The sequence below is a fragment of the Chryseobacterium piperi genome (genome assembly GCF_002285635.2).
Lineage (GTDB): Bacteria > Bacteroidota > Bacteroidia > Flavobacteriales > Weeksellaceae > Chryseobacterium > Chryseobacterium piperi.
Map to the genome: position 1 here is coordinate 2,068,416 of NZ_CP023049.2, position 19,622 is coordinate 2,088,037.

18 protein-coding genes are annotated in these 19,622 nt (G+C 34.7%); 7 read left to right on the plus strand and 11 right to left on the minus strand.

Annotation, left to right across the window (positions count from 1 at the left end; genetic code table 11):
• Positions 1 to 43 precede the first annotated feature (43 nt).
• The 3 genes from CJF12_RS08900 to CJF12_RS08910 all read right to left on the minus strand — a co-directional run bounded on the left by CJF12_RS08900 (position 44) and on the right by CJF12_RS08910 (position 3,462).
• A complete protein-coding gene (locus tag CJF12_RS08900; RefSeq protein WP_034682308.1) occupies positions 44 to 817 on the minus strand; it encodes a ParA family protein in 774 nt (257 codons plus the stop codon).
• Between the two features lie 167 nt (positions 818 to 984).
• Entirely contained in the window at positions 985 to 1,827 is an 843-nt protein-coding gene (locus CJF12_RS08905; RefSeq protein WP_034682309.1) for a hypothetical protein, read from the minus strand.
• 348 nt (positions 1,828 to 2,175) lie between these two features.
• The gene (locus tag CJF12_RS08910; protein ID WP_034682310.1) at positions 2,176 to 3,462 is read right to left on the minus strand and encodes an adenylosuccinate synthase; all 1,287 of its coding nucleotides are present in this window, start codon (positions 3,460 to 3,462) and stop codon (positions 2,176 to 2,178) included.
• Positions 3,463 to 3,680: 218 nt separating this feature from the next.
• Between CJF12_RS08910 and CJF12_RS08915 the strand changes: the two genes are divergently transcribed.
• Complete coding sequence (locus CJF12_RS08915) at positions 3,681 to 4,616, plus strand: alpha/beta fold hydrolase (protein ID WP_034682312.1); 936 nt, start codon at positions 3,681 to 3,683, stop codon at positions 4,614 to 4,616.
• 164 nt (positions 4,617 to 4,780) lie between these two features.
• On the opposite strand, the gene CJF12_RS08920 is transcribed toward CJF12_RS08915, so the two are convergent.
• A complete protein-coding gene (locus CJF12_RS08920; protein WP_034682315.1) occupies positions 4,781 to 6,370 on the minus strand; it encodes an ABC-F family ATP-binding cassette domain-containing protein in 1,590 nt (529 codons plus the stop codon).
• A 195-nt stretch (positions 6,371 to 6,565) separates the two neighbouring features.
• Here CJF12_RS08920 and CJF12_RS08925 point away from each other — a divergent pair, with 195 nt between their 5' ends.
• The 5 genes from CJF12_RS08925 to CJF12_RS08945 all read left to right on the plus strand — a co-directional run bounded on the left by CJF12_RS08925 (position 6,566) and on the right by CJF12_RS08945 (position 10,996).
• Positions 6,566 to 7,120 (plus strand): phosphoribosyltransferase, encoded by a 555-nt coding sequence (locus CJF12_RS08925; protein WP_034682317.1) that lies wholly within the window; start codon positions 6,566 to 6,568, stop codon positions 7,118 to 7,120.
• Positions 7,121 to 7,164: 44 nt separating this feature from the next.
• Positions 7,165 to 7,743 (plus strand): adenylate kinase, encoded by a 579-nt coding sequence (locus CJF12_RS08930; protein WP_034682319.1) that lies wholly within the window; start codon positions 7,165 to 7,167, stop codon positions 7,741 to 7,743.
• A 65-nt stretch (positions 7,744 to 7,808) separates the two neighbouring features.
• Positions 7,809 to 8,792, plus strand: coding sequence for a GTPase ObgE (gene obgE / locus CJF12_RS08935; RefSeq protein ID WP_034682320.1), 984 nt, complete (start codon positions 7,809 to 7,811; stop codon positions 8,790 to 8,792).
• A gap of 93 nt (positions 8,793 to 8,885) precedes the next feature.
• Positions 8,886 to 9,494, plus strand: a complete 609-nt coding sequence (locus CJF12_RS08940; RefSeq protein WP_034682321.1) for a porin family protein — start codon at positions 8,886 to 8,888, stop codon at positions 9,492 to 9,494.
• 233 nt (positions 9,495 to 9,727) lie between these two features.
• Positions 9,728 to 10,996: a DEAD/DEAH box helicase gene (locus tag CJF12_RS08945; RefSeq protein ID WP_034682322.1), complete on the plus strand. Its 1,269-nt coding sequence runs from the start codon at positions 9,728 to 9,730 to the stop codon at positions 10,994 to 10,996.
• A 65-nt stretch (positions 10,997 to 11,061) separates the two neighbouring features.
• Here the strand turns inward: CJF12_RS08945 and CJF12_RS08950 are convergent, their stop codons facing one another.
• The 7 genes from CJF12_RS08950 to CJF12_RS08980 form a co-directional block, all read right to left on the minus strand.
• The gene (locus CJF12_RS08950) at positions 11,062 to 11,823 is read right to left on the minus strand and encodes a TatD family hydrolase (protein ID WP_034682323.1); all 762 of its coding nucleotides are present in this window, start codon (positions 11,821 to 11,823) and stop codon (positions 11,062 to 11,064) included.
• 4 nt (positions 11,824 to 11,827) lie between these two features.
• Positions 11,828 to 12,349: a DUF4269 domain-containing protein gene (locus CJF12_RS08955; protein ID WP_034682325.1), complete on the minus strand. Its 522-nt coding sequence runs from the start codon at positions 12,347 to 12,349 to the stop codon at positions 11,828 to 11,830.
• A gap of 5 nt (positions 12,350 to 12,354) precedes the next feature.
• The gene (locus CJF12_RS08960; RefSeq protein WP_034682326.1) at positions 12,355 to 13,305 is read right to left on the minus strand and encodes a GSCFA domain-containing protein; all 951 of its coding nucleotides are present in this window, start codon (positions 13,303 to 13,305) and stop codon (positions 12,355 to 12,357) included.
• A gap of 63 nt (positions 13,306 to 13,368) precedes the next feature.
• The gene (locus tag CJF12_RS08965) at positions 13,369 to 14,340 is read right to left on the minus strand and encodes a polyprenyl synthetase family protein (protein WP_034682327.1); all 972 of its coding nucleotides are present in this window, start codon (positions 14,338 to 14,340) and stop codon (positions 13,369 to 13,371) included.
• A gap of 103 nt (positions 14,341 to 14,443) precedes the next feature.
• A complete protein-coding gene (locus CJF12_RS08970; protein ID WP_034682330.1) occupies positions 14,444 to 15,586 on the minus strand; it encodes an inorganic phosphate transporter in 1,143 nt (380 codons plus the stop codon).
• 16 nt (positions 15,587 to 15,602) lie between these two features.
• On the minus strand, positions 15,603 to 16,241 hold the full coding sequence (locus CJF12_RS08975; protein WP_034682332.1) for a DUF47 domain-containing protein: 639 nt from the start codon (positions 16,239 to 16,241) through the stop codon (positions 15,603 to 15,605).
• A gap of 155 nt (positions 16,242 to 16,396) precedes the next feature.
• Positions 16,397 to 18,085, minus strand: coding sequence for a DEAD/DEAH box helicase (locus tag CJF12_RS08980; protein ID WP_034682334.1), 1,689 nt, complete (start codon positions 18,083 to 18,085; stop codon positions 16,397 to 16,399).
• Positions 18,086 to 18,309: 224 nt separating this feature from the next.
• Between CJF12_RS08980 and CJF12_RS08985 the strand changes: the two genes are divergently transcribed.
• The gene (locus tag CJF12_RS08985) at positions 18,310 to 19,620 is read left to right on the plus strand and encodes a TolC family protein (protein WP_051887204.1); all 1,311 of its coding nucleotides are present in this window, start codon (positions 18,310 to 18,312) and stop codon (positions 19,618 to 19,620) included.
• Positions 19,621 to 19,622: the final 2 nt, after the last annotated feature.

Genomic DNA, 19,622 nt, shown 5'->3' on the forward strand with positions numbered 1-19,622 from the left:
CCAGTTGAGCTACATTTTATTATTATCGATTATTTATTTAATTTTAATTCTTTACTAAATTTTCATTTTTTAGCAGAACTTCTTCTGCCAGCTGAATATACTGAATCGCTCCTTTACTTTCAGCATCGTAGTTCAAAATACTTTCTCCAAAGCTCGGTGCCTCACTCAGTCTTACATTTCTGCTGATAATAGTTTCAAAAACCATTTCTGGGAAATGCGCGTTTACTTCTTCCACAACCTGATTAGACAGTCTTAATCTGCTGTCATACATTGTTAAAAGCAAACCTTCGATATCCAGATCTTTATTGTGTATTTTCTGAACGTTTTTAATGGTATTCAAAAGCTTACCCAATCCTTCTAAGGCAAAATATTCACATTGAATAGGGATGATCACAGAATCTGCTGCCGTAAGAGCATTAACGGTAATCAAACCTAAACTTGGTGCACAGTCGATAATAATGTAATCATATTGATCCCTTACCGTTTGTAATGCTTTTTTAAGCATATACTCACGATCTTCTTTATCTACCAATTCTATTTCTGCCGCTACCAAATCAATATGAGACGGAACAATATCCAGATTCGGTGTTGTAGTTTTTTTGATACAATTGATCGTTTCTACGCTATGTTCTAAGAGATTATATGTAGAATACTGAACATCCTCAACTCCTAAACCGGACGTTGCATTTGCCTGAGGGTCAGCATCGATGATTAAAATTTTCTTTTCTAATACCCCTAATGCTGCTGCAAGATTTACAGCTGTTGTCGTTTTCCCAACTCCCCCTTTTTGATTAGCGATACCTATGATTTTTCCCATTATTAGAACTTTAAGCCTCAAAAATACACTTTTTTCTTTGCTCTTAATGAATGATGAAAAGTAAAAATGAGTTAAAATATTGTTAATAAGGATTTTAACCCTTAAAAAAATTATCCACAAAAAATAGTATTTTGTGGATAACTGTCAAGATTTGTTTTTATTATAAATTATTCAAACTTCATTGAAATCGGAAATTTGAAATAACTTCTCACGGCTTCGCCTTTTTTATTCTTTCCAGGAATCCATTTTCCTCTGATCGATTTAATGGTTCTAAGAGCTTCACTGTTGAAATCAACATTTGCACCATTAGCTTTAATTCCTGAAATAGTTCCATCGATCTCCACAATAAAAGTAATAGTTGTTTTTACAATACCGTCTGATTCGAATCCTGAGCCATCAAAGTTATTCATAACTTTGTTTCTGAATGAATCGATTCCTCCGACGAAATTAGCTTCAACGCTAAGCTCACTTGCGTCCGCTATAGAATTTCCAGGATTAGCAGGTGGCGCAGGAGGCACAATATGTGGAGAAACTACAGTTCCACTGCCAATAGTTGGGGCTACAGGAACATAACTATCTTTCACATCCTCTCCTTTAAGATTATTGACTAATCCGGCAGTTGCATCTTTTGGTATAGCCTGAATTTCTTTCTCTACTGCATCTCTGACAGGAATTTTCACAGAGGAATCATACTGCTTTACATTAGGAGGTGCAACAGGTTTTACTATTGGTACAGCTGGTGGAGCCGTTTCCGGAGTAGCCGGATCTTTCAAATCAATAACTACCGGAGGTCCATCAATAGGTATATGTATGGGGTTATTATTACTAAACGCTGAAATCACAAGCGGAGTAATTGAAATAGCAGCCAACAAACTTACACCTACAAACAGTGCTTTTGTTAGTATTTTGTCTGATTCGTTTCTTAAAACGTAAGCACCATATTCCTTGTTACGATGCTCAAAAAGAACTTCATTGAAGCGAAATTCCTGATTGTTGTGTAGGTGTTTCATCACTTAAAATATTTAAACTGTTAATGAATAGTGATTATTAGTTTTTATAGTACTTATCGATAAGTATTATTACAATATCAAAACATTTGCCAAAATTTTAACAAAATGTTAATATTTGAAGATTTTAAATATCAATACATTAAATTTAACTATGTATAAAATAATAACTCACTCTCAATAAAGGAGATAGACTTTCAGTTATTAATAATTTACCTTCTTTTAATCATGAATGCACTAATAATAATTTCACATAAGCGAAAAGGATTTGTGTATTTGTGGTTAAAACAAAAAAGAAGCGATCTCAAAATGTGAGATCGCTTCTTTTATTTATATCTAAATTATTCCAGATTAGAATAACTCTTTTCTGATAATATTCTGACTTCTTTCAGGACCAACAGATACTAAATATACGTTGATACCCAAGTATTCCTCAATAAACTCAATATATTTCTGAGCGTTATCAGGAAGTTCGTCATAGCTTCTTACTTTTGTAAGATCTTCATTCCATCCTGGTAAATCCTGATAGATAGGTTCGTAGTTATATAATTTCTCAGTGGAAGAAGTAAAGTAATCAATAACCTTTCCATCTTCAGTCTTATAATGTGTTACGATCTTTAAGTTTTCAATTCCTGTAAGAACGTCCAATTTAGTAATAACAAGGTTATTAATTCCATTGATCATACATGCATGTTTCAAAGAAACAAGATCTAACCAACCTGTTCTTCTTGGTCTTCCTGTAGTTGCTCCAAACTCACCTCCAATCTGTCTGATCTTCTCTCCAAGTTCATTGTCTAGTTCAGAAGGGAAAGGTCCGTTTCCTACTCTAGTACAATATGCTTTTGCAACTCCAATTAAGTTCTGAAGTGAAGTTGGCGGAACACCAGCTCCTGTACAAACTCCTCCTGTTGAAGGAGAAGATGAAGTTACATACGGATATGTTCCGAAATCGATATCAAGCATTAATGCCTGAGCTCCTTCGAACAAAACATTTTTACCATCTCTGATCGCTTCGTTTAGCTCAACCTCTGTATCTACAATTCTGTCCTGCAGCTGTTTTCCTATTTCTAAGAATTCATTGTAAATTTCTTCTACATCTAAAGTAGGCTTCCCATAATATTTTTCAAAAAGAGAGTTTTTAACCTTAAGGTTTTTCTCAATTTTATCTCTTAAAATCTCAGGATTTAAAAGATCTACCATTCTGATTCCGATTCTTGCAATTTTATCTTCGTAACAAGGACCGATTCCTTTTTTGGTAGTTCCGATTTGAGTCCCTCCGTGTTCTTCTTCACGGTAGGTATCCAAAAGAATGTGGTAAGGCATGATAACATGCGCTCTTCTGCTGATAAAGATGTGATCTGTTCTCAAGCCTTTGCTTTCAATCTGGTTCACCTCTTTAATAAAAGATTTAGGATTTACCACTACTCCGTTTGCAATAATACACTTGCCTTTGCACTGAAGAACCCCTGAAGGAAGAAGGTGTAAAACAAATTTTTCCTCGCCTACATAAACCGTATGTCCTGCATTGTCTCCACCCTGGAAACGTACTACATAATCCGATTTTGCAGATAAAACATCTGTGATTTTTCCTTTACCTTCATCTCCGTACTGAAGACCTACAACTACGTAAGTTGACATATTTTACTTTTATTTTAAGTTCATGCAAAATTACTCTGAAAAAATAGCGTGGGCAAATTATGTGGAAAATTTATTTTGATTCAAGTTTAAAAATCATAGAATTAGGATGATATCTCATGATAGAATTTCACTACTCCTCCCCTTCTATTACTTTAGTTTATCTTATTTATTATGTATCTTTGAGTACCTTCTGAAATAATCAGAATAGTCATCATTATATGCAAACATTACAACAATCAGGATACTTATCTCAAAACACAAACGATCAGCCCAAACTTTTCTACAACCTATTCTATCCGGAAACCAATGAAGTAAAGGCAACCCTGCAAATCATCCATGGAATGCAGGAACATAGCGGAAGGTATTCTGAAATAGCAGAATATTTTGCAAGTCACGGACTGGCTGTATTGACATATGACCACCTCGGTCATGGAAAATCAGTAAACGAGAAAAAAGATATTGGATTTTTTCAATTGGATCAACCAGATAAAAAACTGATTAACGATGCGGCAATGATGAATGATCACCTGATCAGTCAATACCCTGATGTTCCACACTTCATTCTGGGACATTCGATGGGCTCTTTTGTGACCCGTTGTCTTCTTCAAAAAATTGGTAATCAATTCACAGGCGCCATCATAGTAGGTACGGGAGGCTCTCTGACCGGACTCAGTGTCCTTAATGGATACTTTTCATTAGCAAACAGAATAGCCCCACACCAGAAAACATTTTTCAATTCCCTTTTTAATTTTGTGAATAACAGCCATTTTAAAAAAGATGAAAATTTTAGTGATACAAGCTGGCTAAGCCTTAGCCAAGCCAATAGAGATACCTTTTCCCAAGATGAGCTCTCAGGAGTTCCATTCACCAATAATGCTTTTTACACTTTATTTAAGATTTACAAACGGGCTACAAAAAGAAACTGGGCCAGCAACGTTCCAAAATCTTTACCTCTTCTTTTCGTAAGTGGACAGAATGATCCTATTGGCAATTTCGGAAAAGGGGTTATGCAGACAGTTAATAATTTAAAACAAGATGGATTCAATAATGTCGATTATAAAATCTATCCTGATATGCGACATGAAATTATGAATGAAGAAATCAGGGAGGAAGTGTTGAATGGTATTTACGGGTGGATTTCTAAGAATATATAAAAAATAATTAAGGTTACTCGGATGGTTTCCAGCCTGATTATATAAAAAACATTGCCATTCCGTAGGAATCTAGCTTGTCGTTTTTAATATTAACCGTTTAGATTTCTACGGAATGACAAAAAAGGTGCTAAAAGTTTATGCTTTTGCGATATCCAAAACTGCAATTAATCCAGTACAATCTCCTTTTCCACACCGATATCATCCAAAAATATCTCATCATGGGAAATCACCAGTAATGTCCCATGATAATCTTTAATAGAATCGGTGAGAATTTCAACATTCTGCAGATCCAAATTGTTGGTTGGCTCATCCAAAACAATGACATCCGGAGCCTTTTCACTGATAGAAAGTCCACATAATAAAAGTCTTAAACGTTCTCCACCACTCAGCACTTCTCCCTTTTTATCCCAGGTTTCTTTTCCAAATAAAAATCTTGACAACAATGTTTTCACTTCCGATTCCTGTAATCCATGATCGTTAAATTTTTGTGCAAATTCATATATAGTCAGGGTTTTGTCAATCAAAGAATACTCCTGGTCAATATAAATCACATTAAAGTCTGCTTTTCTGATTTCCCCAGCAAAGGGCTTCAAATTTCCAAGCAAGAGCTTTATTAAGGTGGTTTTCCCAGAGCCATTAAATCCTTTGATAGAAATCCGGTCTCCACTTCTGATTTCTAGATTCAAATTTTCTTTCCAAAGGAGTTTTTCCTGATACTTAAAATTGACCTCTTCAGCAGTAATAAGGATTTTTCCCGAATGAAGATCAGAATCATTAAAATTCACTTTCATTTGCTCTGCATTTTTCACAGACGAACGTAAATCGCGTAAGTCACCTGAAATATCATTAATTTTTTCAGCATGGATGTTCTTTAATTTAGAGGTATTTTTTTCAGCGTTGTTCCGAAGTGTATTCATCATAATTCTCGCCACGCCGGACTTTTCCTGCTTCTTCTTTCCTCTTGCATCTAGTTTTTGTTTCCTTTCCAGCGTTTCGCGTTCTTTTTCTTTTACTTTTTTTAAAGCTCTTTCTTTTGAATGGATATCGTTATATAATGCCTCTTCTTCAATCTCCTTTTGTTCAGCATAAAAATCATAGTTCCCACCATAAACAGCAATTCCACGATTGCTTAATTCATAAATAGTATCTACAAAGTTCAGTAAAGCCCTGTCATGGCTCACGATCACAATGGTTGAATTACTTTTTTCAATATAATCATATAATAATCTTCTCCCTTCCAAATCCAGATGATTGGTAGGTTCATCCATTAATATGATGTCAGGATGGTTGATTTGTAGTCCAGCCAGAAAGACTTTAGTCTTCTGCCCTCCACTTAAGTTTTCCAGTTTTTGGTTTAAATCCAGACCTTCAAGATTCCAATAATGAAGTGCATCTAGGCTTCGATCTTCAATATCCCAATCGTCATTTAGAATTTCAAAATATTTTTCATCAACTTCTCCATTCGTAATTCTATGGAGAGCTTCTAGTTTTTTGTCAATTTTCAGACATGCTGCTATCGTGACATGGTTAAAGTTCCCAAACATCTGGGGAACATAATAGAGATCGCCTTGTATGTTAAGACTGCCTTCCAAAGGCTGAATTTCATTAGCTAAAAGACGGAGTAGCGTAGACTTTCCTGTTCCGTTGCTTCCAACCAGAGCTGATTTTGTATGGGATGGTATTGTTAAATTGATATGACTGAAAAGAAGGTCTCTGTTAGGAAACCTATAGGATATATGTTGTAGAAAAATCATGATTTCTTTCTAATTAAAGTTAAACATCAATAATCTGGTGATTATTGTCTGATCAAATCTGAAAGAAATTATATCCTACATGAACGTATTTTTAGGTTTTGTGTATGCAAATATAATGCAAATACTGGATTAAACATAAAAACATTTTAATCAAAAATCAAAAATCCGTAACTTTGCCAACTACTAAAAATTTTTATGGAAAGCATTAAAGTTCACGACAAAACTTTTGTTCCTTATTTAAAGGACGCCGAAATTCAGGAAATAGTAAAAGCGACAGCGCTGAAAATTTATGAAGATTACAAAGATGAAGTTCCTGTCTTTATAGGGGTTTTGAATGGGGTTATCATGTTCTTCTCAGACCTTTTAAAGCATTATCCGGGAAACTGCGAGATTGCTTTTATTCAAATGAGTTCTTACGCCGGAACAGAATCTACCGGAATCGTTTACCAGAAAATGGAGCTGACTAAGGATGTAAAAGACCGTCACATCATTCTTGTAGAGGATATTGTAGATACTGGAAATACCGTGGAAAGTCTTTTTAAATATTTTAAAGAGACCCAACGTCCGAAATCTGTAAAACTGGCTTCTTTCTTATTAAAGCCTGAGGTGTATAAGAAAGACTTCAAGCTGGATTATATTGGGAAAGAAATTCCAAACAAATTTGTTCTTGGTTACGGATTAGATTATGATGAATTGGGAAGAAATCTTTCGAATTTATATCAATTAGAAGAGGGAAAAATCAACCATTAATTTCAAAATCTGAAATTTAAATTTAAATATCTAATTAAATAAAAATGATAAACATTGTTCTGTTCGGGCCTCCAGGAAGTGGAAAAGGAACACAAGCTCAAAATTTAATCGAAAAATTTAATCTAAAGCAAATCTCAACCGGTGATCTTTTCAGATTCAATATGAAAAATGATACGGAATTGGGAAAATTAGCTAAATCTTACATCGATAAAGGAGAATTGGTTCCGGATCAGGTGACGATAGATATGTTGGTAGACGAATTAAGAAAACCGACTGATGCAGCAGGATTTATTTTCGATGGATATCCAAGAACTGCTGTGCAAACAGAGGCGTTGGAAAAAATCGTTAAAGAAGAACTGAATGACGAAATTGATGTTTGTCTGTCATTAATCGTAGAAGATAAAATTTTGGTTGAAAGATTGCTAAAAAGAGGAGAAACCAGTGGTAGATCTGATGACAGCAACGAAGAAATCATCCAAAACAGAATTAAAGAATATTATACTAAAACAGCTGAAGTAGCTGAATTATACAAGCAGCAAGGGAAATATGTAGAAGTAAATGGAGTTGGTGAGATCAACGAAATTTCCCAGAAATTGTTTGCTGAAGTAGAAAAAATAAAATAATCGGGATTCGGGGGACGGGATGAGAGTTTCCTATCCCGTAACTCGCAACTCGTAACAAATAATATATGTCTAATTTTGTAGATTACGTTAAGATTCATTGTAAAAGCGGCCATGGTGGAGCAGGTTCTGCGCATCTTCGTCGTGAAAAATATATTCCCAAAGGAGGACCTGATGGTGGAGACGGAGGTCGCGGAGGTCACGTGATCATGAAAGGAAATGCCCAGGAATGGACTCTACTTCCTCTTCGTTATACACGTCATGTAAAAGCTGAACGTGGAGAAAACGGAGGAAAAAACCAGCTGACTGGAGCTTATGGTGCTGATGTTTATATAGAAGTTCCAATCGGAACAATCGCTAAAAATGAAGAAGGAGAGATCATTGGTGAAATCTTAGAAGATGGTCAGGAAATCATTCTGATGGAAGGAGGAAAAGGAGGTATGGGAAATGAGCATTTCAAATCTTCTACTAATCAGACCCCTCGCTATGCACAACCGGGAATGGATGGCCAGGAAGGTTTTGTTGTTTTTGAACTTAAAATCTTGGCTGACGTAGGATTGGTAGGATTCCCCAATGCTGGGAAATCTACTCTTTTAGCATCAGTTTCTGCTGCTAAGCCTAAGATTGCCAACTATGCATTTACAACACTGACTCCCAACTTAGGAATTGTAGACTACAGAAATTACAAATCTTTTGTAATGGCTGATATTCCGGGGATCATAGAAGGAGCAGCAGAAGGAAAAGGTTTAGGCCATAGATTCTTAAGACATATTGAACGAAATTCAATCTTATTATTCCTGATTCCTGCAGATTCTGAAGATCATTTTCAGGAATTTAAAATCCTTGAAAATGAATTGAAGGAATACAATACTGAATTACTGGATAAAGATTTTATTATTTCTATTTCAAAAGCAGACCTTCTGGATGATGAACTTAAAAGAGAAATTGCAGCCGAGTTTCCTGAAAACAGACAACCTTTATTTTTCTCCGGAGTTACAGGAGAAGGGCTTATGGAACTGAAAGATGCGATCTGGAAAAAACTTCACGGTTAGAAATTTCTAATCATTTATAAAAAATTAATAGAGTATGCTTTTGTATACTCTATTATTATATATAAAAACAATAACTATAAAATTTTTAAATTAATGAAAAAATCTCTTTTATTCGTTGTATTATTAAGTATTTCAGCAATCTCAAAAGCACAGGTAAACTTCGGAGTAAAAGCCGGATATAACCTTTCAACTATGAAATTTGCTGACGAAAAACTGGATTCAAAATCCTTTTTCTATCTGGGAGGTCTTGTGGAGCATCCCCTATCTCCGAAAGTTTCTTTACAGGGAGAATTGTTGTATACTCAGATTGGAGGTAAAGTAGGCGTAGATCTGGTTCAGCTGGTAGGCAACGAGGTTGTTAATATGGGAATTACTTACTATAATTACAAATTTTCTCAACTTCAAGTTCCTATTTCTGTAAAATATAGTCTTATTCCTCAATTATCTGCTTCTGTTGGGATGAACTTCGCATTCAATATTTCTTCAAAGGTAAAGACGACATTTCTTGATGAGAACACTCATGATTTTGAAGGTTTGAGAACCCTTAATTTATATCCGTTTTTGGGAGCAGAATACAAAATTAACAAGAATTTCTTTGTGGATGCCAGATACAATTTCAATTTCTTCAGAATGTCCCAAAGTAATGGATGGCCTGTTAAGGCTGGCTTTTTACAAGCCGGTATAGGTTATCAATTTAAATAAGTTCATCAAGAATACGCTATAAAAAAGCACACATTCCAAGCTCTATTTGCATAGGTATAGGTTAAATATTTCACTTAAATTAATTTAACCTATCTTTGCATTATATTTCGCGGCATTCTCAGCCCTTTCGTAATTAAGTTTACTTAAAAATTCTGTTAATCAATTTTAGCAGATTCGCTAAAAATGATGAAGTATACTACTTCGACCGCATTATTTTTAATACGCAATATATTTTGTTATTTACAGACTTAAAAATTATCAAGCCCATTTTAGATGCGCTTCAACAGGAAGGTTATGAAAAACCAACTCCTATACAAGGAAAAGCTATTCCATCTATTCTTGAAAAAAAGGATTTATTAGGAACTGCACAGACCGGAACAGGTAAGACTGCTGCTTTCGCTATTCCTATTCTACAGAATCTGGCAGAGCGCCAGGGCCCAAAAAGCAATCATATCAAAGCTTTAATTCTTACTCCAACGAGAGAATTAGCAATACAGATCGAAGAAAGCTTTAATGCCTACGGAAGAAACCTGCCCTTAAGAAAGCTGGTTATTTTTGGAGGAGTAAAGCAAGGATCACAAGAAGCTGCTCTAAAAAAGGGAGTAGATATTTTAGTGGCAACCCCGGGAAGACTTCTTGATTTTATTGCACAAGGCATTATAAGCCTTAAAAATCTTGAAATTTTTGTTCTTGATGAAGCGGACAGAATGTTGGATATGGGCTTTGTACATGATGTTAAAAGAATTATTAAGCTTTTGCCGCCAAGACGTCAAACTTTATTTTTCTCTGCTACCATGCCGCCTGAAATTCAGAAGCTGGCCAATTCAATATTAAACAACCCTGTACAGGTAGAAGTAACTCCGGTTTCTTCGACAGCAGAAACTATTAAACAATCTGTTTATTTCGTTCAGAAAGAAGATAAATTAGGATTGCTTACCCATATTTTAAAAGATCATATTTCTGAATCGGTTTTAGTTTTTTCCAGAACCAAACACGGTGCGGATAAGATTGCTAGAACATTACAGAAAAGTAATATTTCTGCAGAGGCTATTCACGGAAATAAATCTCAAAATGCACGTCAAAATGCTTTGAATAATTTCAAATCAGGAAAAACGAGAGTTTTGGTTGCAACGGATATCGCAGCAAGAGGAATTGATATTGATGAACTGAAATATGTAATCAACTATGAGCTTTCTGATGTTTCAGAAACTTACGTTCACCGAATCGGAAGAACCGGAAGAGCCGGTGCTGAAGGAACTTCAATCTCTTTTGTCGATAGCCTAGATCTTTTGAATCTGAAAAATACAGAGAAGCTTATCGGATTAAAAATCCCTGTAGTTAAAGATCATCCGTTCCACACTGATAATCTGGTCGCTCAGAAAAGAGATTCCAACAATAAACCGATGACCGGTAATGCTAGCTCAGGCAGACCAAAACCAACTCAAAAGAAAGATGTAGGTTTTAAAAAGCCAAAAAATAAAAGCTTTTTCAGAAAGAAATAATATATAAATAAAAAACCTTCTCAAAATTGAGAAGGTTTTTTATTTATATACCTTTGGAGATCAACCTACTTGAACATTGCTTTTGCATTTTCATTAGTAATTCTGTCAATCTCAGCAAAATCTTTGTTATAAATATTGACCAATTTCCCTACCACAAGGTCCAAATAAGAGCTTTCATTTCTTTTTCCTCGATGTGGAACAGGAGCCAAATATGGAGAATCTGTTTCAAGAACAATTTTATCTAATGGGATTTCCTGTAAAAACTGGTCTATTTTTCCGTTTTTAAAAGTTACTACTCCACCGATTCCCAATATAAAATTTAAATCAATCGCATGTTTCGCCTGTTCCAGGTTTCCGGAAAAGCAATGAAATATCCCTCTAAGCTTAGGGTGTTTTTTACGTTCCAGTACTTCAAATGTTTCATCGAAACTTTCTCTGGTATGGATCACAATTGGCAGATCTTTTTCTATTGCCCAATCAATCTGCTGTTCAAAAGCTTTAACCTGAATATCTAAAGTTGTTTTATCCCAATATAAATCGATCCCAATTTCTCCGATAGCCGGAAATGATCTTTGATCAAGATAATTCTTAACAATTTCGAGCTCTTTCTCCCAACTTTCAGGTTTTACATAGCATGGATGTAATCCCATCATTGAAAAGATCTGTTTTGGATATTCTTTTTCCAGTTGAAGCATCTTCTCATGAGATTCAGAGTCAATAGCAGGTAGATAAAACTCAGTAATTCCCTTATCTATTGCTCTTTGAATAGCTTCCTTTCTATCTTCATCAAATTCTTCTGCGTATAAGTGCGTATGTGTATCAATCATTGTTTTAAAATTTTAATAGATCTTCATAGGGATTTTCCAATTCCATCAACAAACCAAAAGCTGGTTCTGTTTTTATCCCTTTCTTTTTTAATTCTATGATCTGTTGTTTAAATTCGTTTCCTCTTTCCTGTAATATTTTATATTCAGCAATCATATGCCTGTAGGCATTCTGGGCTGTCACCGGCTTATTCTGTCCAAAAATTTCGATAGCAAACTCTTCCAGCATAAAGTTTAATATAATGCATTTTTCACCCCTTATTTCAACATTTTCAATCATAACATCAGTGTCATCAGGAATCAGCTTATTTACAACTATTGTTTCCAGGAAATTTCTCTCATTTGAAACTTCACAGATGATATCCAGATCACTTCCTTCAATATCTAGTTCAATGGGAATCGTTCCGGCAAGGATTGGGGAAAAGGATTTCAACTTTTCAAAAATTTGATATCGGGTAAGCAGCTCAAAAGCTCTTTTCTGTTTTTGATTTCCACTTTCCAAATACTGAATGTCTGTAAAGTCTATCATAACAGCTAGAATATTCTATGTTTTACCTTTTGCTGCTGCTTTTCAATCTTTTGTTTCAGTTTTTCTTTAAAATCCAGGTATTTTGGATCTTTTTCATCCTCTGTCCTATGCTGCAGCGCTTTATTAATTTTAAAATTTTCCTTAATAAACTCTTGGGTATTTTCAGAAAAATAAGCAGATCCAAATTTGTCAAAAATATACTGAACAGCCTGAGAATTGGGATGTATCATATCTTCTTTATAAAAACGATAATCTCTCAGGTCATCCATTAACATTTCATAAACCGGCAGATAATGGCAATTTTCAATAATAGAAACAGCTTCATGAACGGCTGTAATCAATTTAGATTTACTGAGTTGATTTTCTACCATTCCATCTTTTGTATGGCGAACAGGGGAAACTGTAAATAAAATCTGAACGTCTTCTTTACAAATATCTTTAAGACTTAAAACAGTATTATAAATAGAATCTGTTATTTCATGATGTGTTAAAAGCCTTTTCTCAAAATATTTTTGTGGAATCTTATGACAATTAGCCACCAGTTTTTTCTTCGGCTTAAACTCATAGATAAAGGAAGTTCCGTAGGTAATAATGACCCAGTTGGTATCTTGAAGAAACAAATTCCCCTCCTCTATTTTCGTATTGATCTTTTCAAGCGTCTGATGAATATATCTCGTGTCAAAACTCGTGTGATGATCCAGTGAGATAAATTCTTCATTAAACGTTATTAAATCCTCTTCTGTATAAAAATCCGAATCATGTAGCCTTTGTATAGCAGTATTGATCGAAAACGGATTAAAAACTGTTCCAAACGGATTATTAATCGTCTGAAGCTGGCCTTGTCCTAACAAATCGGACATCTCTGAGGCAAAGCAGGAACCTATTGAAAATATTCTATCTTCAATTTCGATCTTTTTTTCTGACGCTTTGAGGTCAACTTCAGTTCTGAATTTCATTTTTTTAAGGGATCAGGGCTTAGGTTTTAGGATAGTCCTAAGCCCTAAACCCTATGATCTTATTTAGCTCTCTCTTCTCAAAAGGTAGTTCGCCAGTTCTATGAAAGGCTTTTTCTTTTCTTCGGGAATGTTTATTTTTTTAAGATAGCTTTGGCCTATTTCGTTATGTTTTTCAATTAAACGCAACGCTTTTTCATCTACTTTGGTTCTTCTGAATATTTTCTCAACTCCATATACTTTATCAATATTATCCGTTTTCTTAGAATACCAGTGGTCAAGTTCTCTTCTTTCTTCATCTGTTGCGTGCTCTCTGGCCATCAAATAAAGAACCGTCTTTTTGTTTTCGTAAATATCTCCGGCATGTTTTTTACCAAACTGAGCCTGGTCACCGAACACATCCAAATAGTCATCCATAATCTGGAATGCTATTCCGATATGTTTTCCAAAATTAAAGATCGATTTAGCGTCTTTAAAGTTGGCTTTTGCAATCAATGCTCCAATTTCAAATGAAGAAGCGCTTAATACTCCGGTTTTATACGTGATCATTCTGATATAATCATCGAAAGTTACATCTTCCTGTGTTTCAAAGTTGATATCATATTGCTGACCTTCACATAGCAAAAGCCCTGTGTGGGTAAAAATCCTGATACATGCTTTGAAAATTTCAGGTTCAAGATCTTCAAAGAATTTATATGCTTTAAGCAGTAATCCATCTCCTGAAAGAATTCCTACATTAATTCCATGTAACGTATGGATGGTTGGTTTATTTCTACGTAAAGGAGCTTCATCCATGATATCATCATGAATCAATGTAAAATTATGGAAGAATTCGATCGCTAACGCAGGTTTGATTGCCTGTTTAAGATCTCCACCGAACAAATCGCAGGCCATCAAAACCATAATAGGGCGCAGGCGTTTTCCACCGTGCGAGATGATGTAGTTCATCGGTTCATAAAGTTCCGCTGGCTTATCTTTAAAAGTATATCTGGTAATGGCATCAGCAACGAGCTGTTGGTATTTGTCTAAAAATTCCATAAAATCCTATAATTTCAACAAAAATACAATTTTTCGAGTCTTTATAAAACAAAAAACTTTGCCCATTTGGACAAAGTTTTAGTATTGTTATTAAATTTCTATTTTAAGAAAAGCATACAACCAAAAGGTAAGTAATTCCTGCCACAATTGCAGAGATCGGAATCGTTAACACCCAAGCCCAAAGTAAGCTTACTGTTATTCCCCATCTCACTGCGGAAACTCTCTTCGTCAAACCAACCCCTATAATAGATCCTGTAATGGTATGAGTAGTAGATACTGGAATACCAAAGTGGTCTGTAATGAATAAGGTAATTGCACCTGCTGTTTCAGCACTTACCCCTTCTAGCGGAGTTACCTTTGTAATTTTAGTTCCCATTGTCTTGATGATCTTCCAACCTCCACTCATGGTACCTAAACCGATCGCTAAGAAAGATACTAAAGGAACCCATAAATAATGTTGTGCAAAATAATCAAAACGACCTGCAGAAGGAATATTAAGATAAACCGGATCACGCAGAACCTCCACATGGTAGTAGATCAATGCTGCACCGATAATACCCATTACTTTTTGTGCATCGTTCAAACCATGTCCTAAACTAAATAAAGCTGAGGATACAAGTTGTAATCTTTTAAAAGATTTATCTGCTTTATGTGGGTTTGATTTTTTATAAAGGTGAACAATAATTAATGTAATGATAATCGAGATCACCATCCCTATAATTGGCGCCATGAAAATAAATAGGAAAATAGGAATCACCTTATCAAATTTCACCACACTTTGTGTCGTAACCTGATGAAAAGCAAGCTTAAAGGTTTCAAACGTTCCTAAGTTAGGCTGTTCTGCGACCACATTATGATAGTCCATCATAAAAGCATGCATCAATGCAGCTCCTAAGAATCCACCAATCAGCGTATGTGATGACGAAGAAGGGATACCAAACCACCAGGTCAAAAGATTCCAGGCGATAGCCGCTATAAGCCCTGAAAATATTACTTCTAATGTAATAAAGTTCTCATTGACCGTTTTAGCTATGGTATTACCAATTTTAAATTCTCCAATAATGTACGCAGCAATAAAAAATGCAGCAAAGTTCCAGAGTGCAGCCCAAAGTACAGCCTGAAACGGAGTTAAAACTTTTGTAGAAACAATTGTTGCAATTGAGTTGGCCGCATCATGAAAACCATTAATATAATCGAAGATTAAAGCTAAAGCAATAATAACCGTAAGTAAAATCGGAAATTCCATTTTTTTGTTATATTGTTTACGCGTATTTAATCATGATGTTCTCAATCGTATTGGCAACATCTTCTGCTTTATCGGTTACTATTTCAAGGTAATTAAGTACGGATGAAACTTTGATAATATTGATTGCATCATTCGTCTCAAACAATTCTACCATAGAATTGGAAAGCAAATCATCAGCAATATTTTCAATTGAGTTCACTTTAATACAAGCTTCTTTTACCTGATCCATGTTTTTAAAACCTTTCAGGTTCTTCATAGCATTCTGAATCTCCAGACATGCTTTGTGGATCAATAGTGAGAAATCTGCATAAGCCTTCATCAAAGGCGATTTGTATAAGAAAATATATTTTGTAGATGCGTAGATATAATCTGCGATATCATCTAATCCTGTAGCTAAAGTGTGGATATCTTCACGATCAAATGGAGTAATGAAGTTTTTTCCAAGTTCTACAAAGATTTCGTGAGTAAGCTCATCATTCTTATGCTCATAATCACTCATTTTCTTCAACATAGTATCATCATTCACATCAAAATCCTTGATTCCGTTGTTGAATTCCTCAGACATTGCAACCAGGTTTTCAGTTACCTTTTCAAAAAGTACGAAGAAAATTTTATCTTTTGGCTGAAAAGCGTGGAAAATATTACCAATTCCCATTTTTAAGTATTTATATAATTTCGTCTGCAAATTTCCTAAAAAAGCACCTTACCTGAAAAGATCTAACGTTAAGTTTTGTTAACATTGGTTTAAGTACTGATTATCAAACAAAAAAACCGGCATTAATGCCGGTTTTATATGATTTGAAATGAGTTTTAATTAGCCTCTTCAGCTCTCATATCTTTTCCTTTAAACTTCATTGAAGAAATATTACTTAAAAGGTCTCCCTTAAATGATTTTTCTACTTCAAAGAATGAAAATTTCTCTAAAATTTCGATATCTCCAATTTCAGCTCTTTTTTTGCTTTTTCCAGCAGTCGCTTTATTGATAATTTCTAAAACATCGAGTTTTTTTAATTGGTCTTTTTTACCCAGGTTGAAGAAGAATCTTACCATATTCTCGTTCTTCTTTCTAGGCTTTCCACCACGCTCTCTTCCTCTGTCTCCTCCTCTATCGCGGTCTCTTCCTCTGTCTCTGTCACGACCTCTGTCTCTTCTGGAATAGTCATCATCTCTGTTGTTGAATTTCTGCTCAACAAGATCATGCTTATCTTTGTAGAATAATGCAAGGTCTTTCAACTGGAACTGTAACAACTTGTGAACTAATTCTTCTTTAGTGAAGTTACTTAGATCAGGAATTAAGCTGTCATCAAATTCAAATAAATCTTCGTGTTCTGTAAATAATTTTTCAAAAACACCACCAACCTGAGCTTTAATGATTTCATCTCCCGTTGGGATTATCTTTTCATTAATTTCAATTTTGGTTGCAGATTTTATTTGTTTTAGTTTTCTGCTTTCTTCAGGCTTGATTAAAGACATTGAGATTCCGTCTTTTCCTGCTCTACCTGTTCTACCACTTCTGTGAACAAATACTTCAGGATCATCAGGTAATGAATAGTGGATAACGTGCGTAAGAGAGTTTACATCTAAACCTCTTGCAGCCACATCCGTCGCTACCAAAATATCGATATTCTTCAATCTGAATTTCTTCATTACAGTATCTCTCTGCGCTTGAGAAAGATCTCCGTGAAGAGCATCAGCCGCATATCCGTTCTGCATTAAGAAATCTGCTACTTCCTGAGTTTCCATTCTCGTTCTACAGAAAATAATGGAATATTGATTAGGGTTAGCATCAATTAGTCTCTTAAGAGCTTCTTTTTTGTTACGGTATCCTACAACATAGTATTCATGTTTAATGTTCTTTTTAACTTCGTTAATAGAACCTACCGAAATACGATGTGGATTGGTAAGATAATTTTTAGAAATTCTTTCCACTTCTTTACTCATCGTTGCCGAGAATAAGAATGTTTGTTTTGTTTCAGGAGTTTCACTTAAAATTGTTTCCAATTCGTCTTTGAAACCCATTGAAAGCATTTCATCGGCTTCGTCTAAAACCAACCAATGAATAGCAGAAAAGTCAAGAGCTTTTCTATTAATTAAATCAATTACTCTTCCCGGAGTTCCCACAATAATCTGTGGTTTGTCCTTTAAAGAACGAATCTGATCCATAATACTGCTACCACCGTAAACTGCTGTAGTTTTGATGTTTTGCATGTATTTAGAGTAATTTTTTATGTCTTTAGAAATCTGAAGACATAATTCTCGTGTCGGACAAAGCACCAATAATTGGATTTTGCGACTCGTATCGTCAATCATATCCAAAATCGGAAGCGAAAACGCTGCAGTTTTGCCTGTCCCAGTCTGCGCAAGTGCGATCAAGTCGCGTATATCTGAAAGAATAAAAGGGATAGTCTGTTTTTGGATTTCTGTCGGGCTTTCATAACCCATTTCGCCAATTGCCTTAAGGATGTCAGGACTTAAATTGGTCTCCGTAAATAAATTCATTAAATATTTTAAAATTTTTGCAAAGATACAATTAATATTTGACTTTATTTTGAATAAAGTATTAAATAACGAATCTTAATTTCAGAATACTTTAATATTTTTTAATTTTAAAAAATTAAACGCAAAAAATCAACCATTAAGTTAAAAAACTATTAAACATTATTTTTTTTATTAAATTGGATTGATTTTTTCTTGAGTATTAATGAATTTTCAAAAATAAAACCATGAAACATAAATTTTTCTTTTTGATATTCTTTTTCAAAACGCTCATTATTTTTGCACAAACATTTACTTACCCCACTAGTTGGACCTTGGAAAATTGTATTGAATATGCAAAAGAAAATAACATTTCTATCAATTCCATGCGACTTTCCAAGACTTCTGCCCAACAGGATTTATTACAGGCAAAAGACGCAAAATATCCCAATCTGAGCGGATCCGTTTCTCAAGGACTTTTTGCAGCCAATGGTTTGAATGGTCTTCATTTTAATAGTACTCCTTCTCAAAATATTAGCGCCAATTCTTCTATGATATTGTATCACGCCAACTACATTAAAAACAACGAGGTTTCGAAAGATTTTCTGGTACAAATGGCAGACCTTTCCGTAAAAGAAGCTGAAAATAACATTACCCTAAATATCACGCAGGCTTATCTGAACATTTTAATGTCACAGGAAAACATTATTTCTTTCCAAAATGTCTTAAAAACTACCCAAACACAACTAAAGCAAGGAAGCCAATTCTATACAGCCGGAAATATTTCCAAATTGAATTATTTACAGATCCAGGCTCAGGTGGCCCAGGATGAATACAATCTGGTTTCTGCTCAGAATAATCTCAGAACCAATATTGTTAATTTAAAACAACTCCTGCAGCTCCCATCAGCCTACGACTTCCAAATTGTAAAACCGGACAGTATTGTGGTTGATGAGAATTTAAAACCTTTACAGGATGTTCAGAGTTCGGCACAAAATCATCGACCTGAAGTGAAATATGGCGAACTCAATCTGGAAAACTCCAATACTAATTTAAAAATGACCCGCGCTTCCATACAACCTACCTTAAGCCTCGTTGGAAGTGTTTCTACCAATTATTCTAATGGAAACGGTAATTATTTTAATCAGCTGGGAAATAATTTTTACCTGCCTATAGGATTAAGCCTGGGAATTCCCATCTACAATAACAGAATTTATAAAACTGAAATAGAAAAGTCAAAAATCGCTATTCAGCAGGCCGACCTGGATTTACAAAATACAAAAACAATACTCAATCAGCAGATCGAACAGTCTTACATTAATTTACAAAACTCGATTGCTCAATATGAATCTGCGTTAAAGCAAATGAATATCAGTAAAGAAAGCTATGATATTGTAAATGCCCAGATGAAAATAGGAAGTATCGATTATGTACAGCTTCAGCAACAGAGATTATTATATATTCAAGCAATTCAAAATTATCTGCAGGCGAAATATTCTGCGGTACTCAATAAACACATTTATGAATTTTACGAAGGCAACCCTATAACTATGAAATAACT